Origin of the sequence: Streptomyces spongiae, assembly GCF_009377185.1 — a bacterium.
Classification (GTDB): domain Bacteria; phylum Actinomycetota; class Actinomycetes; order Streptomycetales; family Streptomycetaceae; genus Streptomyces; species Streptomyces spongiae.
The window spans coordinates 1-15,363 of record NZ_VJZC01000204.1 but is presented as its reverse complement, the minus strand read 5'-3'; the positions used below and the strand labels follow the sequence as shown (position 1 = coordinate 15,363).

The following is a 15,363-nucleotide window of genomic DNA, read 5'->3' as shown; positions in this document are numbered from 1 at the left end:
GGCCGAGGCCGGAGCCGAGGCCGAGGCCGGAGCCGGGGCCGAGGCCGGAGCCGAGGCCGGGGCCGGGGCCGGGACCGGGACCGGGACCGGGGCCGAGGCCGGAGCCGAGGCCGGGACCGAGGCCGGAGCCGAGGCCGGGACCGAGGCCGGAGCCGAGGCCGGGACCGAGGCCGGAGCCGAGGCCGGGACCGAGGCCGGAGCCGAGGCCGGAGCCGGAGCCGAGGCCGGAGCCGGAGCCGGAGCCGGAGCCGGAGCCGGAGCCGAGGCCGGAGCCGGAGCCAGAGCCGAGGCCGGGACCGGGACCGAGGCCGGGGCCGGGACCGGGACCCGGACCGAGGCCGGGACCGAGACCGGAGCCGGAGCCGGTGGCCAAGGGCCGAGGGTCGACGGCCAGACGCGGTGGGCCCGTGCCTGGCCGCGCCCCGGTGCACCGGCGCCCACGGGCGTGGCCCGCGGGTGTCGGCGGGCCATGGCCCGGCAGGGTCAGCACCTGTGGCCGCCGTGCAGTTCCAGTCGCTCTCCCGGGAACCGCTCGCGGAAGTCGTGGTCGTGTGAGACCACGACCACCGCTCCCGGGTACGCCGCGAGCGCCGCCTCCAGGTCCTCGACCAGGTCGAGCGCGATGTGGTTCGTCGGCTCGTCGAGTACGAGGAGGTCAGCGGGCCGGGTCACCAGGCGCGCGATCTGCAGCCGCCGCTGCTGTCCCGCCGACAGTGCCGCGACCGAAACGTGCAGGTCCTCCTCACGGAACAGGCCCAGCGCCAGCAGCTGGTCGGCGTACTCCTCCGGCAGCCCGGGCCTGCCGGCCGCGAAGGCGGCGAGCAGCGGGAGCCGTGTGGAGCGCGCGGGCAGTTCCTGAGCCAGGTACCCGATCCGAGCAGGTCGGCGCACCGTGCCCGCGTCCGGCTCCAGGTCGCCCGCCAGGACGCGCAGCAGCGTCGTCTTGCCCGCTCCGTTCTCGCCCGTGACCAGCAGCCGCTGCCCGGGCATGACGGCCAACGGCCCGTCCAGACGCAGCCGTTCGCCGACCACCACACCGTCGAGCTCGGCGAGCGGACCCTCGGCGAGTGGGCGCTCCGCAGGTGCGGGGTGCTCGGCGCCCGCCGCCGACAGCGCCGCCGTGAACCGCAGCGGTTCCGGCGGGGCCGACACCGGGTTGCGCCGCAGGTGGGCCAGCCGTTCGCGGGCCGCCCGCACCTGCCCGCCGAGCTTCGCCTCGTGCGAGCGGCGGTGCTTGCCGAAGCCCTGCCGCGGGTCCTTGCCGGTGGTGGCCAGCCGCTTCCCGGCGGCCTCGACCAGTTCCTCGGTACGGGCCACCTCCTCGACCCAGTCGGCGTACTCCTGCTCCGCGCGGCGCCGGGCGGCGGCCTTGGCGGTGCGGTAGCCGGCCCAGCCGTCGCCGTAACGGTGCACTGTGCCCGCGTCCCGGTCCACCTCGAGGATGGTGGTGGCGATGCGCTCCAGGAAACCGCGGTCGTGGGTGACCGCGACGACGGTTCCGCGGTGCGCGCGCAGGTGCTCCTCGAGCCAGCGCACCGCCGCCGCGTCGAGGTGGTTCGTCGGCTCGTCGAGGAGCAGCAGCTCGGGCGCGGCGGCCAGCACGCAGGCGAGCGCGAGCCGCGACTGCTCGCCGCCGGAGAGCGAGCCGAGCACGCGGTCGCGAGTGATCCCGGCGAGCCCGAGCCCGTGCATGGCGGCGTCGACGCGGGCGTCCGCCTCGTATCCGCCGCGTTCCTCGTACGCGGTCAACAGCTCACCGTACGCGGCGAGTTCGTCCTCCGACGCCTCGCCGAGGCTCTCCTCGGCGGCCCGCAGCCGGTGCTCCATGTCACGCAGTTCGGCGAGGGCGAGATCGATGGCGTCCTGCACGGTGCAGTCCGGGTCGAGGTCGAGGGTCTGGGCGAGGTGGCCGACGCCACCGGGGAAGCTGACGGTGATCTCCCCGGCGTCCGGCGCCTCCGCCGCGGCCAGCAACCGCAGCAGGGTGGACTTGCCGGAGCCGTTCTCGCCGATGACGGCTGCCTTCTCGCCCGGGCGGACGGTGAAGGAGACCTGGTCGAGGACGGTCCGGGTGCCGTAGGACTTGGTGACGTCCTTGACGGACAGCTGCGCCACGGCAGCGAGTACAGGGGCAGGGGTATGGGCGCGTTCGCGCATGCGACTTCCTCTGGGGATGCGAAGGATCCACGGGCAGCGGGGACGGCGGCATCGGCCGTGCCCGGACTCAGAGGAAGTAGAAGAAGTGCATGCCCCCACCATAACAAGACGGTCCGTATCGTCTCCACCCGTACGCCTGGCGACCTACGTGAGCTGCGTCACCCACCAGGTTGATCACTTGCTCGAGGAGTCCAACTTGATCGTCCGAGTGCCGCAGGCCACCGCCTCCCGGAGAGGCCGTCAATTGGCTCTGGAGTCCCAGCGACACGCCGCACCGCACGGCGTGCCGCTGGGACTCGGCATCCAATTGCCCCTACAACAACGGCCCCACCTCGGCACCGAACGCGGCCATCTGGTCCGTGAGTTCCGTACGACTCCGGCTCCGGAACCGCACCTGCACCTGGTCCACCCCCATCGCCCGGTACGCCCGCAACGACTCGGCCAGCACCTCGGGGGCGCCCGTGAGGGTGCGGCGGCCGACCTCCCACGCGGGCTCGCCCACGTACAGCGGCTCCGTGATCGCCCCGACCACGAACGGGGCGTCCACTCCCGCCCGTTCCCTCAGCTCCCTCAGCCGGGCGATCTGCCCCGGCAGCCGGTCGCGCGGGTCGCCCTGCGGCAGCCAGCCGTCCCCACGTACCGCGGCACGGCGTACGGCTGCCGGGGAAGAGCCACCGACCCAGACGGGGACATGCTCCTGCGTGGGCCGTGGGCGCTGGCCGAGGCCCTCGAAGTCGTACGCCTTGCCGTGGTGGGCCGGGAACTCCTCGGGCCCGAGGGCGGCCCGGAGCGCGTCGAGCGACTCGTCGAGCAACGGCCCCCGCACCTCGAAGTCGACGCCCAGCGCCTCGAACTCCTCCCGTACGTGCCCGGCGCCGACCCCGAGGATCAGCCGCCCACCGGAGAGGTGGTCGAGGGTCGCGTACTGCTTGGCGGTGACGAGCGGGTGCCGGAGGCCGACGACCGCGACATGGCTCAGCAGCCGGACGCGCTCCGTCACCCCCGCCAGGAAGGCGAGCGTGGCGACCGGGTCGTACCAGACCGTGCTCATCGCGGCCGCGAGACGGCGTGGGATGGCGACGTGGTCGCAAGCCGCGACGTACGCGAAGCCGTAGCGGTCGGCGGTGCGGGCGATCTCCGCCAGGTCGTCCGGCCCGGCGTCCGCCTCCCACGGCTCGGCGTAGAGGGTGCTCTGGGACTGGACGGGGAGCTGCATCCCGTACAGCAGCCCGGCGCTTGAGGGGGTGCTCACCGCGCACCACCGGAGCCGGGGCCGGGGCCGGGCCACAGGCCGTCGTCCGTCAGCCCCAGCAGGTCGATGGCGTTGCGCCGTACGATCCGGTCGACCACGTCCGCGTCCAGGTGCCCCATCTGGGTCTCGCCGACCTGGCGGGACTCGGGCCAGGTGGAGTCGGAGTGGGGGTAGTCGGTCTCGTACAGGACGTTGCCGACGCCGATGGAGCCCAGGTTGCGGAGCCCGAACGCGTCGTCGAAGAAGCAGCCGTAGACGTGCTCGGTGAAGAGCTCGGACGGCGGGCGGTGGACCTTGTCGGCGACGCCGCCCCAGCCTCGGTTCTCCTCCCAGACGACGTCCGCGCGCTCCAGGATGTACGGGATCCAGCCGATCTGGCCCTCGGCGTACATGACCTTGAGGTTGGGGAAGCGTTCGAACTTGCCGCTCATCAGCCAGTCCACCATCGAGAAGCAGCAGTTGGCGAAGGTGATGGTGGAGCCGACGGCGGGCGGGGCGTCGGCGGACGTGCTCGGCATCTTGCTCGACGAGCCGATGTGCATGGCGATGACCGTGCCGGTCTCGTCGCAGGCGGCGAGGAACGGGTCCCAGGCGTCGGTGTGCACGGAGGGCAGGCCGAGGTGGGGCGGGATCTCGGAGAAGGCGACCGCGCGCACACCGCGTGAAGCGTTGCGGCGGACCTCGGCGGCGGCCAGTTCGGCGTCCCAGAGGGGGATGAGCGTCAAAGGGATCAGTCGACCCCGGGCGTCGGGGCCGCACCACTCCTCCACCATCCAGTCGTTGTAGGCCCGGACGCCGAGCAGGCCCAGCTCGTGGTCCTGCGCCTCGGTGAAGGTCTGGCCGCAGAAGCGCGGGAAGGTGGGGAAGCACACGGCCGACTGCACGTGGTTGACGTCCATGTCGGCGAGGCGCTGCTTGACGTCGTACGAGCCGGGGCGCATCTGTTCGTAGGTGATGACCTCCAGCTTGATCTCGTCCCTGCTGTACCCGACGGCGGTGTCGAGGCGGGTGAGGGGGCGGTGCAGGTCCTCGTAGACCCACCAGTCGCCGATGGGGCCGTCGTCGCCGGGGTCGCCCATGACGGGCTTGAACTTGCCGCCCAGGAAGGTCATTTCCTTCAGGGGCGCGCGGACTATGCGGGGGCCGATGTCCCGGTACTTCTTCGGCAGGCGGTCCTGCCAGACGTTCGGGGGCTCCACGGTGTGGTCGTCGACGGAGATGATCTTCGGGAAGGTGGTCTCGACGGTGTCCATACGGGCACGGTAGCGCCGATCTGACGAAGCGTCAGCTAGCGTGCGGGCAGTCGCTGACGATCCGTCAGCCGCTTCCCCATCTCCGCACCGCGAGCGCGTTTGGTCGTGTACATGGCCAGTCTGTGCTGTACGCGTGGCCGGATCGTGTACAACCGCGTGAGGAGAGCATGTGTAAACGTTGTGCCGTCCCGCGCGGCGGCCTGTGATCGCTGCCTCCCACGGCTGACGCATCCGCCGTGTACAAGGCAGACTGGCGTAGTTGTCAGGGAGACCAGGGGGCGGCGATGGACGACGTTGTACCGCGAGTGCCTGAGCAGCGCGGTCCCGAGGACGCTCGGCAACCGGCTGCCGAGGCACCGGCGCGGTTGCACTTCAGCGTGCTCGGCCCCGTGCGCGCCTGGCGCGGTGCGGAGCCGCTGCCCACCGGTTCGCCACAGCAACGCGCCCTGCTGGCCGCGCTGCTGCTCCGCGAGGGCCGTACGGCCACGGCGGCCGAGCTGATCGACGCGCTGTGGGGCGACGAGCCGCCCTCCCAGGCCCTGGCCGCCGTCCGCACCTACGCCTCACGGTTGCGCAAGGTCCTCTCCCCCGGCGTGCTGGTCAGCGAGGCGGGCGGTTACGCCATCCGCCTCGCCGACCAGCACACCGAGTCGGGCCTGAACGGCTCCCTCGACCTCGCCCTGGCCCAGGAGTTGGCGTCCGACGCCGAGAAGGCGAGGGCGGCCGGCGACCTGTGTCACGCGCGCGCCCTGCTGAACAAGGCGCTGAGCCTGTGGGACGGCGAGGTCCTGGCGAGCGTCCCGGGCCCGTACGCGGAGACCCAGCGGGCGCGGCTGGACGAGTGGCGTCTCCAACTCGTCGAGACCCGTATGGACATGGACCTGGAACAGGGCTGCCACGCGGAGGCCGTCTCGGAGCTCACGGCCCTGACGGCGGCGCACCCCCTGCGGGAACGACTGCGCGAGCTGCTCATGCTGGCCCTGTACCGCAGCGGGCGCCAGGCCGAGGCCCTCGCCGTGTACGCGGACACGCGGCGGCTGCTGGCGGACGAGCTGGGCGTGGACCCGCGCCCGGGGCTGAAGGAGCTCCAGCAGCGGATCCTCCAGGCCGACCCGGCCCTGGCGGAGCCCTCGGCCCCGCTGGCCCCGGAGCTCTCGGCCGCCCCCGTACGACCGGCCCAGCTTCCCGCCTCCGTCCCCGACTTCACCGGACGGACGTCCTTCGTGTCCGAGCTGAGCGAGGTGCTGTCGTCGGCGTCGGCGGCCGAGGGCCGGGTGATGGCGGTGTCCGCGCTGGCGGGCATAGGCGGCGTGGGCAAGACCACGCTGGCCGTCCATGTCGCGCACCAGGCGCGCGGGGCCTTCCCGGACGGGCAGCTGTACGTGGACCTCCAGGGCGCCGGCGCGCGGGCCGCGGAACCGGAGACGGTGCTGGGCGCGTTCCTGCGCGCCCTGGGCGCGGCGGACAGCGCGATCCCCGACTCCCTGGAGGAGCGCGCGGCCCTGTACCGCTCGCTGCTCGACGGCCGCCGGGTGCTGGTCCTGCTCGACAACGCCCGGGACGCGGCCCAGGTACGGCCCCTGCTGCCCGGCACGGAGGGCTGCGCGGCCCTGGTGACGTCCCGGGTGCGCATGGTGGACCTGGCCGGGGCGCATCTGGTCGACCTGGACGTGATGTCGCCGGAGGAGGCGCTCCAGCTGTTCACGAAGATCGTGGGCGAGGAGCGGGTGGCCTCCGAGCGGCAGGCGGCGCTGGACGTGGTGGCGGCGTGCGGGTTCCTGCCGCTGGCGATCCGCATCGCCGCGTCCCGCCTGGCGGCGCGTAGAACGTGGACGGTCTCGGTGCTGGCCGCGAAGCTGGCGGACGAGCGGCGGCGGCTGGACGAGCTCCAGGCCGGGGACCTGGCTGTGAAGGCCACCTTCGAGCTGGGGTACGGCCAGTTGGAGCCGGCGCAGGCCCGCGCCTTCCGGCTGCTGGGGCTCGCGGACGGCCCGGACATCTCGCTCGCGGCAGCCGCGGCGGTGCTGGATCTGCCGGTGGAGGAGACCGAGGACCTGCTGGAGCCCCTGGTCGACACGTCCCTGCTGGAGTCGGCGGCGCCGGGACGCTACCGCTTCCACGACTTGGTGCGACTCTACGCGCGTGCGTGCGCCGAACGGGACGAACAGCCGCCGAGCGAGCGGGAGTCGGCGATGTCCCGGTTGCTGGACTTCTACCTGGCGTCGGCGACCCGCGTGTACGCCATAGAGCGCCCGGGTGACCGGACCGTGGACCACCTTGAAGTGACCGCGCGGGCGGGCCAGGAGTTCAGCGATGACGGGAAGGCGCTGGACTGGCTGCACGGCGAGGCCGCCAGCATCCTGGCCTGTGTCCAGCAGTCCCTCGGCCCGAGCACTCTGCGCCGCGCCGTCGACCTTCTCCTCGCCTCGAAGGACCTGGCGGAATCCGGCGCCAGTTCGCTCCGGTACGAGGCGGCGACCAGGGCTGCCCGGGACGCGGCGGCGGCGCTCGGGGACACGCATGCGGAGGGACGCACTCGCGTGACGCTCACCCAGGTGCTGAGCAACGCCGGCCACTTCGAGGACGCCGCGGCGGAAGCGGAACGAGCGGCCAAGCTCGGCCTTGAGTCCGGGGACCCGTGGACCTGCGGAAACGCCCCGAACGAGCAGGGCATCATCGCCAACTGCATGAACCAGCACGCGGTCGGCGAGGCATTTCTCCGCGAGGCGATCGACGCCTTCCGTCTGGACGACAACCGTCCCGGCGAAGCGAGCGCGCTGTGCAACCTCTCGCGCGGCCTGGCGTCGATGAACCGCACCTCCGCGGCCATTGATCTCGCTCGGCAGGGAATGGCCATCTACGACGACCTCGGCATGACCTTCCGCCTCGCCAACGCCAGGTACGCGCTGGGTATCGTGCTGAGCCAGGCAGGCCGGCACGCCGAGGCCCTGGACCAGCTCACGGAGGCCCTCCAGATCTTCGTGGAGAACCGGCAGCGGCTGTGGGAGGGGACGACCCACTTCCGCATAGCCCAGGTGCATCTGTCGGCTCAGGGCCCCGGCGGGGCGGCTCAGCACGCGGAACAGGCGCTCAGCACCGGTTGCATCGGTGGTGAGTGGATGCGCGGCAACGTCCTGACCCTGCTCGGGAGATCACTCAACGCCCTGGGCCAGCACGATCGGGCCCGAGCCTGCTGGAATGACGCTCTGGTCATCCACGAGGCGTCGGGCGCTCCGGAGGCGGACGAGGTACGCGCGCTCCTCAACCCGATCGCGGCGGCGTGACCCGTACGCCGAAGGCGTTCATTGAACGTTTATGAGGGGCTGCCAGGCTTCTCGTATCGATCCGTCGCGTCGGGGGGCAGGCGGGTCGGGAGGGCCCTGCGGATAACGTGAGCGGCCCAAAACGCCCGTCCGGCGACCCTCGGGGGAGTTGCCGGGCGGGCGTCGTCCCCAAGGACATCGTCAAAGCCACAGGAGTACTCAGCATGAGTGACGCCGAGAAGGACCAGAAGCCCACTCCTCAGGACAGCCACCAGCCCATCGGCGCGGAAGTCACCTCGCTGGACAGCCACCAGCCGGCCCCGCCGAGCGACGGCACGGTCACCTCGCTGGACAGCCACCAGCCGGCGCCGCCGAGCATCAACCAGGTCACCAGCCTGGACAGCCACCAGCCCGCCCCGCCCGCTCTGGACCTGGACGGCAAGTAGACCTCATCTAGACCTTTATCCCGACGGGGATCGGCCGCGGCGGCGCGGAGGGGGAGCCGCCGCGGCCGAGTCGTGTCCGGAGACGGCCGCCCGGAGCGAACCCTTCCGCTGACTCCCACGTCCCAGTAGCGCCAGATGCGGACGGAGAGAAGCAGGGGGAACCATGGACCGGCGGAGGATCACCAGGGGCACAGTGGGCGCCGCGACAGTGGTGATGGCGCTGGGCGCGCTGCAGGGCGCCAGTGCGGCCGGGGCCGACGGCGGAACCGCGCGGGGCGGCGCCTCGGACCCCAAGCCGTCGAAGGTGTGCGTGGGTACGCAGCCGAAGGGCAAGCTGCCCAGTTGGGGACCCAAGGGCAGCCGCCCCGACGACACGCCGCTGTACCGAGTGCTGGCGTACATCGACAAGACCGCCAAGGGGTACCGGAACATCTTCACCGGGTGGGCCGTCGACGACGCCGGCCGGGCCGCGGACGTCTACCGCGTCCCCGGCAAGCAGGCCGACAGGCTCGACGCCGACCTCTGCGGTGCCGCCGAGAAGGGCGTCACGGTGCGGTTGTACGACACCGACATCACCCAGCGCGAGCTCAAGGCCCTCGTCGACCGGATCGGCGGGGACATGGACCGCTGGAAGGGCACCTTCATGATCTGGTCGGTCGGAATGTACTCCGGCGGGACCGTGGGCATAGGCGTCTCCGACGCGGGGAAGGCCGAGCCGATCCTCCGGAAGGCCTATGGGGAGGAGGCCATGCGGCACATCAGGATCGAGGAGGAGGAGCAGGCCACGACCCTGCCCGGCAGGTGAAGGTCACGGGCGCGACGGGCCCAGCCCCCTCAGCTGCCCCTTCACCACCTTCCCGCTCGCGTTCCGCGGCAGCTCGCCCAGGAAGGCGACCGACCTCGGCACCTTGTAGTTCGCCATCTCCCGGCGGGACCAGGCGATCAGGTCGTCCGCGGTCGTCACGGCCCCCGGGCGCCGGACCACGAACGCCCTGCCGACCTCGCCCAGCCGCGCGTCCGGGACGCCGATCACGGCCGCGTCCGCCACGTCGGGGTGGAGCATGAGGAGTTGCTCTATCTCGGCGGGGTAGGCGTTGAAGCCGCCGACGATGAACATGTCCTTGATCCGGTCGGTGATACGGAGGTTGCCCGCCTCGTCCAGGACACCCACGTCGCCGGTCCTGAGCCAGCCGTCCTCCGTGACCGCCTTCGCGGTCTCGGCCGGGTCCTCGAAGTAGCCGCGCATGACGTTGAAACCGCGGACCAGGACCTCGCCGGGCACACCCGCCGGCGCCGGTGAACCCGACGGGCGCACCACCTTCACCTCCGACCCCGGGATCGCCCGGCCGGACGTCGAGGCGATCACCCGCGCCTCGTCCCCGCGCCGGCACATCGTCACGATCCCGCTGGCCTCGGACAGGCCGTACGCGGTGAGGACCGTGTCCACCCTCAGCTCCGACCGCAGCCGCTCGACGAGTTGGAGGGGGACGACCGCCGCGCCCGTCACCACCAGCCGCAGCGCCGACAGGTCGTGGTCGTCACGGGAGGGGCGGTCCAGGAGCGACTGGTGGAGGGTCGGCGGGCCGGGGAGGACCGAGATCCGTTCCGAGGCGATGTTCGCCAGCGCCGTGTCCACGTTGAACACCGGCTGCGGGATCATCGTCGCGCCCCGCATCAGACAGGCCAGTACGCCCGCCTTGTAGCCGAAGGTGTGGAAGAAGGGGTTCACGATCAGGTAGCGGTCGCCCCGGCGCAGTCCCGCGAGGTCGCTCCACACCTCGTACGCCCGCAGTGTCTGCGCGTGGGTGATCAGCGCGCCCTTGGGACGGCCGGTCGTGCCCGAGGTGTAGACGATGTCCGAAGGGGAGTCCGGCGACAGGGACGCCTCGCGCTCGCGTACCCGTCCCGGCGGTACCCCGTCGCCGCTCGCCAGGAAGTCCTTCCAGGTGCGGAAGTCGGCGGGGGCGTCGTCCGCGAGGACCACCACCTGCTCCAGGTGCGGCAGACCGCGCAACGGGCCGGGTCCGCATCCCATGGTGGCCGCCCGCCGCAGGGACGCGACGTACGAGGTGCCGAGGAAGGTGCCCGTGACGAACAGCAGCTTCGCCCGGCTGCGTTCGAGGACGTACGCCGCCTCCGTGCCCTTGAAGCGGGTGTTCAGCGGGACGAGGACCGCGCCCGCCGAAACCGCTCCCAGGGCCGAGACGATCCAGTCGAGGGTGTTGGGCGCCCAGATCGCCACCCGGTCGCCGGACCGGACGCCGTTCGCCACGCAGGCCGCGGCGGCGCGTTCGACGCGGGCGCCGAGCTCCGCGTACGACACGCGCGTACGGCCCTCCACCACGGCCTCGGTCGTGCCGTACCGCTCGGCCGCCGACCGGACCAGTCCGGGAATGCTCCCCCACTCCATGTCACCGCGCACGACGGCCTCCCGCAAGCAAGCACAACCCATAGCTGACTGTCCGTCAGATTAGCTGTAACCTGACGGACTGTCAGCCATGGAAAGCGGACACGACACAGGGCACTCAGGGCACTCAGGGACTCAGGGACACACCCGTGAAAGGTGCGTGCGCATGGCCACCCTCAAGGACGCGACCGCCGTCGTCGGGATCGGACAGACCGCCTTCGCCAAACAACTCCCCGAGAGCGAGAAGGCGTTGGCGTGCCGGGCGATCCTCGCCGCCCTCCGCGACGCCGGGATCGACCCGGGCGAGGTCGACGGGCTCGCCTCCTTCACGATGGAGGAGACCGACGAGGTGGAGGTCGCCAAGGCGGTCGGCTTCGGGGACCTCACGTTCTTCAGCAAGGTCGGCTACGGCGGGGGCGGTTCCTGCGCCACCGTCGCGCACCTGGCCGCCGCCGTCGCCACGGGACAGGCGAGCGTCGGGGTGGCCTGGCGGTCACGGAAGAGGGGGTCGGGCCCGCGCCCCTGGAAGAACACCGCCGTCCAACTCCCCACGCCGGCCCAGTGGACACGCCCCTTCGGCCTCCTCAGACCGGTCGACGAGATCGCCATGCTCGCCCGCCGCCACATGCACGAGTACGGCACCACACGGGACCACCTGTTCAACGTCGCGCTCGCCTGCCGCAACCGCGCCAACCAGAACCCGGCGGCCATCATGTACGAGCGCCCCCTCACGCGTGACATGTATATGACCTCCCGCTGGATCAGCGAGCCCCTCTGCCTCTTCGACAACTGCCTGGAGACGGACGGCGCGCTGGCCTGCGTCATCGTCTCCGCCGAGCGGGCGCGGGACTGCCGGCAGCGGCCCGTGTACGTCCACTCCGCCGCCCAGGGCCTGCCCGCCCAGCACCACGGCATGGTCAACTACTGGAACGACGACCCCCTGACCGGCCCCGCCTGGACCGCCGCCCGACACCTGTGGAAACACGCCGACTTCGGCCCCGAGGACGTGGACGTCGCCCAGATCTACGACGCGTTCACCGCGCTCATCCCGCTCTCCCTGGAGGGCTACGGCTTCTGCGGGCGCGGGGAGGGCGGCGCCTTCACCGAGGGGGGCGCGCTGGAGATCGGCGGCCGACTGCCACTCAACACCGGAGGCGGCGGGCTGAGTGAGGCGTACGTGCACGGGTTCAACCTCATCAACGAGGGCGTGAAGCAGTTACGGGGGACGAGTACGGCCCAGGTCCCGGGCGCAGCGACATGCCTGGTCACGGCCGGTGAAGGGGTCCCGACGTCCGCCCTGTTGCTGCGTACCTGAAGGACTTGTTGCCGCGCACCTGAGGAAGCGAGTGAGGAGCACCGAGATGCTGACACCTGTCGTGGACGACGACGGCGCCCCCTTCTGGGAGCACACCCGCCGGGGCGAGCTGCGGATCCAGGCGTGCGCCGACTGCGGGGAACTCCGCTTCCCGCCCCGCCCCTGCTGCCCGCACTGCCAGTCCTTCGCGAGCGAGTGGCGGGAGGTGAGCGGGCACGGCCGCGTCTGGTCGTACGTCGTCCCCCACCCGCCCCTGCTGGCGGACTACGCGGAGCAGGCCCCGTACCCCGTGGTCCTCGTCGAACTGGCCGAGGCGCCGCGCATCCGCCTCGTGGGGAACCTCGTCACCGAGGCGGGCGCCCGGCTCGACTCCGTCGCGATCGAGCGGGTGCGGATCGGGGCGAGGGTGCAGGTGGTCTTCGACGGCGAGGGCCTGCCCCAGTGGGTCCTGGAGCGGCCGTGAGCACGGGCGGAGGCTCGCGTGGTCTGCGGACGACCGTCGACAAGGACACCGGCGTCGCCGTCCTCACGCTCGACCGCCCCGAGCGCCTCAACGCCATCGACCTGACGACGGCGAACGAACTGTCCGCCGCCTGGCGGGAGTTCCGGTACGACGACACCGTACGGGCCGTCGTCGTCACGGGTGCGGGAGAGCGGGCCTTCTGCACGGGTCTCGACCGGAACGCCGAGGTGCCGCAGCCCAGTTCGCCGTACATGGTGGACGACCCGCTCATCGCGATCGGGCCGAAGGCCAACGACCTGTGGAAACCCGTCGTCGCCGCCGTGGGAGGGATGGCCTGCGGCGGGGCGTTCTACCTCATCGGCGAGGCGGAGTTCGTCGTCGCGGACGAGACGGCGACCTTCTTCGACCCGCACACCACGTACGGGATGGTCAGCGCGTACGAGTCGATCCACCTGGCGCAGCGCATGCCGTACGGAGAGGTGGCGCGGATGGCGCTCATGGGGACGGCCGAGCGGATGTCCGCGCGGCGGGCGTACGAGGTGGGCCTGGTCTCCGAGGTGACCCCGCCCGGCGAGGCGCTCGCGGCGGCCGTGCGGTGCGCCCGCGTCATCGCCTCGTATCCGCCCGAGGCCGTCCAGGGCACGGTACGGGCCTGCTGGGCGGCCCAGGAGGCGACCCGCACGCAGGCCCTCGCCCACGCGGCACACCTCGTGACCCTCGGCAACCTGCCCACCGAACGGCAGGCGGAACTGTTCTCCACCCGCCGCACGGAGTTCAGGACCCGCTGAGCCACCTCAGGACGCGTACCCCTACTCGGACGTGCGCGTCACCGCGCTCAGCCCGCACGTGCTGTCGTTCACGTTCTCCCCGTCCGCCGGGACGTACGCGGCGGCGACGTCCAGGGTCTCGGAGGAACCGGCGCTGACGTACGGGATCGTGGAGTTGCTGGTGCGTACGACTGAACCGTCCGGGCCCTTGAAGGTGACGTTGAACTCGTAGGTGTACGTCGTGGCCGCGCTGCCGTTGGTGGCGCGGACGCGGGCGACGATGCCGCGGGCCGCGTCGAACGCGCAGCTCTCGATCTTCACGTCCTTGGCGGCGCGGTTCGACCTGTTGCCGCCCGTCGAGCCGGACGTGGAACCGGACGTGCTCGCGCCGCCCGTCGTGGTGGTGTCGTAGTCGTAGTCGTCGTGGTCGTCGTCCTTGCCGACGTCACCGGTGGTGCTCCCGGTGGAGCCGCCGCTGCTGCTGCTCGAACTCGACGACGAGGAACCGGAGCTGCAGCCACCACCGTGGGAGTGGCGGGCTCCGGTGAGGGCGATGACTGCTATACCGAAGACGGCGACAGCGCGGACATGGCGAAGCTTCACGTACTCAACCCCCGTTGAGGACCGTTGTGTTGGCGTTGCAGCTGCACACAGTACCGGCTACGTCGTCCGGGCCGTCCCCGTCCCCTTCTCCGCGTCCAGCGCGTACACGCACCGGTCCTTGCTGCACGCGTACACGACCCCGTCCTTCACGACGGGAGAGCCCGTGATCTCGCCGCCCGTGGCCAGTTTCCAGCGGAGGCGGCCGTCGTCGGACTTGAGGGTGTAGAGCAGGTGGTCGGTGGAGCCGAAGTGGATACGGCCCTCGGCGACGGCGGGGGCGCCCACGATGTCGCCGCCCGCCTGGAAGCGCCACTTGGGGGTGCCGGTGACCGCGTCCAGCGTGTAGAGGCCCTTGCCGCTGCCCACATGGACGTGTCCCGCGGCGACCAGGACCGGGTCGACCGACGACCTGGCCTCCGTCGCGATGCGCCAGCGGTCGCGGCCGTCGGTGGCGTCGAGGGCGTAGACCGTGCCCAGGTAGTCGGCGAGGTAGATGCCGCCGCCCGTGACCGCCGGGCCGGGAATGAAGGTCGGTGCGCACAGGAACACCGCCGGGGCCTCGAAGTGCCAGCGGACGTGGCCGCCCGCGATGTCGATGGCCAGCACGCGCGAGCCCGCGCAGACGTACACGTAGCCGTCCGCGGCGGGCGTCAGGCGCACCGGGACGCCACCGCAGGAGGCCGCGTCACCGATGGGGTACGACCAGCGCTCCTCACCCGTTCGGGCCTCCAGGGCGCGCAGCCGGGCGTCCTTCCAGACGAACACCGTGCCCTCCTGGACGTGGGGGCCCGCCTCGGGGGACTCGAAGTCGGTCTGGGCACCGGTGATCTCCCAGAGCTTCTGGCCGTTCGAGGCCTCCCATGCCTGGACACCGCCACCGCGCGTGCCGGTGACGACGGTGCCCCGGTCGGCCTTCAGCGAGTACACCCAGGCGTCCACCGAGAGCCGCCACAGATCGGCGCCCTCGCGGGCGTCCAGGGCGAAGAGGGTCGGGCCGTCGGAGGCGTGGATACGGCCGTCCGCGACCGCCATCGACCAGGCCACGTCCCGCGTCTTGAAGCGGCGCCGGCCGGTCATCACGTCCAGTGCGTGCACCTCGAAGGAGGTGACGTAGACCAGGTCGTCGGCGACCGCCGGGGTCCCCCAGACGTCGTTCGACATGCGGAAACGCCAGGGGCGCCAGCCCGCCCCCGCCTCCGGGGCCACGGTCGGCGCGGCGGTCGCGTTGGGTGCGGGGTCGGCGCCGTTCACGCCGGCGCGCGGGCGCGACCAGGAGGCCACGAGGCCCGCCTCGGGAGGAGGCGCCTTCACGGCGGCGGCGCGGGCGTCGGCCACGCGCGGGCCGGGCCCGATGGGCACCTGGGCACCCGCGAGCCGTACGGGACCGGCGTCGGGACCGCCGACGGGAGCGGGCACGGGGGCGGGATCGTACGACGG

General features: G+C 72.2%; 13 protein-coding genes. 6 read left to right on the top strand and 7 right to left on the bottom strand.

The window, feature by feature from the left end; all coding sequences use genetic code 11:
• The 4 genes from FNH08_RS50895 to FNH08_RS25225 form a co-directional block, all read right to left on the bottom strand.
• Positions 1-373, bottom strand: a 373-nt coding sequence (locus FNH08_RS50895) for a hypothetical protein (protein ID WP_194238604.1), incomplete at its 3' end; no start/stop codon positions are given.
• A 110-nt stretch (positions 374-483) separates the two neighbouring features.
• Entirely contained in the window at positions 484-2,157 is a 1,674-nt protein-coding gene (abc-f, locus tag FNH08_RS25235; RefSeq protein ID WP_152773838.1) for a ribosomal protection-like ABC-F family protein, read from the bottom strand.
• Positions 2,158-2,470: 313 nt separating this feature from the next.
• A complete protein-coding gene (locus tag FNH08_RS25230) occupies positions 2,471-3,373 on the bottom strand; it encodes an LLM class F420-dependent oxidoreductase (protein WP_152773842.1) in 903 nt (300 codons plus the stop codon).
• A gap of 32 nt (positions 3,374-3,405) precedes the next feature.
• Entirely contained in the window at positions 3,406-4,662 is a 1,257-nt protein-coding gene (locus FNH08_RS25225) for an amidohydrolase family protein (protein ID WP_152773837.1), read from the bottom strand.
• A 284-nt stretch (positions 4,663-4,946) separates the two neighbouring features.
• Here FNH08_RS25225 and FNH08_RS25220 point away from each other — a divergent pair, with 284 nt between their 5' ends.
• From FNH08_RS25220 to FNH08_RS25210, 3 genes are all read left to right on the top strand, one after another.
• Positions 4,947-7,946, top strand: coding sequence for an AfsR/SARP family transcriptional regulator (locus FNH08_RS25220; RefSeq protein ID WP_152773836.1), 3,000 nt, complete (start codon positions 4,947-4,949; stop codon positions 7,944-7,946).
• A gap of 203 nt (positions 7,947-8,149) precedes the next feature.
• Entirely contained in the window at positions 8,150-8,371 is a 222-nt protein-coding gene (locus tag FNH08_RS25215) for a sigma-like protein (protein WP_194238603.1), read from the top strand.
• 163 nt (positions 8,372-8,534) lie between these two features.
• The gene (locus FNH08_RS25210) at positions 8,535-9,176 is read left to right on the top strand and encodes a hypothetical protein (protein ID WP_152773835.1); all 642 of its coding nucleotides are present in this window, start codon (positions 8,535-8,537) and stop codon (positions 9,174-9,176) included.
• Between the two features lie 3 nt (positions 9,177-9,179).
• On the opposite strand, the gene FNH08_RS25205 is transcribed toward FNH08_RS25210, so the two are convergent.
• Positions 9,180-10,793, bottom strand: coding sequence for a FadD3 family acyl-CoA ligase (locus tag FNH08_RS25205; protein WP_322725343.1), 1,614 nt, complete (start codon positions 10,791-10,793; stop codon positions 9,180-9,182).
• 151 nt (positions 10,794-10,944) lie between these two features.
• Between FNH08_RS25205 and FNH08_RS25200 the strand changes: the two genes are divergently transcribed.
• The 3 genes from FNH08_RS25200 to FNH08_RS25190 are packed head-to-tail and all read left to right on the top strand — an operon-like array spanning position 10,945 to position 13,344.
• Positions 10,945-12,093, top strand: coding sequence for a lipid-transfer protein (locus tag FNH08_RS25200; RefSeq protein ID WP_152773834.1), 1,149 nt, complete (start codon positions 10,945-10,947; stop codon positions 12,091-12,093).
• Between the two features lie 46 nt (positions 12,094-12,139).
• The gene (locus FNH08_RS25195) at positions 12,140-12,556 is read left to right on the top strand and encodes a Zn-ribbon domain-containing OB-fold protein (RefSeq protein ID WP_152773833.1); all 417 of its coding nucleotides are present in this window, start codon (positions 12,140-12,142) and stop codon (positions 12,554-12,556) included.
• The gene (locus FNH08_RS25190; protein WP_322725342.1) at positions 12,553-13,344 is read left to right on the top strand and encodes an enoyl-CoA hydratase/isomerase family protein; all 792 of its coding nucleotides are present in this window, start codon (positions 12,553-12,555) and stop codon (positions 13,342-13,344) included. Before FNH08_RS25195 ends, FNH08_RS25190 begins: the two co-directional genes overlap by 4 nt.
• Positions 13,345-13,365: 21 nt before the next feature.
• Here the strand turns inward: FNH08_RS25190 and FNH08_RS25185 are convergent, their stop codons facing one another.
• Together FNH08_RS25185 and FNH08_RS25180 are read right to left on the bottom strand one after the other, a co-directional pair.
• Positions 13,366-13,926, bottom strand: a complete 561-nt coding sequence (locus FNH08_RS25185; protein ID WP_152773832.1) for a hypothetical protein — start codon at positions 13,924-13,926, stop codon at positions 13,366-13,368.
• A gap of 57 nt (positions 13,927-13,983) precedes the next feature.
• The coding region (locus FNH08_RS25180; RefSeq protein ID WP_152773831.1) for an outer membrane protein assembly factor BamB family protein at positions 13,984-15,363 on the bottom strand (1,380 nt) is incomplete at its 5' end.

Excerpts from the sequence above, each read along its gene's own strand:
- abc-f (WP_152773838.1), bottom strand. The coding sequence starts at position 2,157 with ATGCGCGAACGCGCCCATACCCCTGCCCCTGTACTCGCTGCCGTGGCG.
- FNH08_RS25230 (WP_152773842.1), bottom strand. The coding sequence starts at position 3,373 with ATGCAGCTCCCCGTCCAGTCCCAGAGCACCCTCTACGCCGAGCCGTGG.
- FNH08_RS25225 (WP_152773837.1), bottom strand. The coding sequence starts at position 4,662 with ATGGACACCGTCGAGACCACCTTCCCGAAGATCATCTCCGTCGACGAC.
- FNH08_RS25220 (WP_152773836.1), top strand. The coding sequence starts at position 4,947 with ATGGACGACGTTGTACCGCGAGTGCCTGAGCAGCGCGGTCCCGAGGAC.
- FNH08_RS25215 (WP_194238603.1), top strand. The coding sequence starts at position 8,150 with ATGAGTGACGCCGAGAAGGACCAGAAGCCCACTCCTCAGGACAGCCAC.
- FNH08_RS25210 (WP_152773835.1), top strand. The coding sequence starts at position 8,535 with ATGGACCGGCGGAGGATCACCAGGGGCACAGTGGGCGCCGCGACAGTG.
- FNH08_RS25200 (WP_152773834.1), top strand. The coding sequence starts at position 10,945 with ATGGCCACCCTCAAGGACGCGACCGCCGTCGTCGGGATCGGACAGACC.
- FNH08_RS25195 (WP_152773833.1), top strand. The coding sequence starts at position 12,140 with ATGCTGACACCTGTCGTGGACGACGACGGCGCCCCCTTCTGGGAGCAC.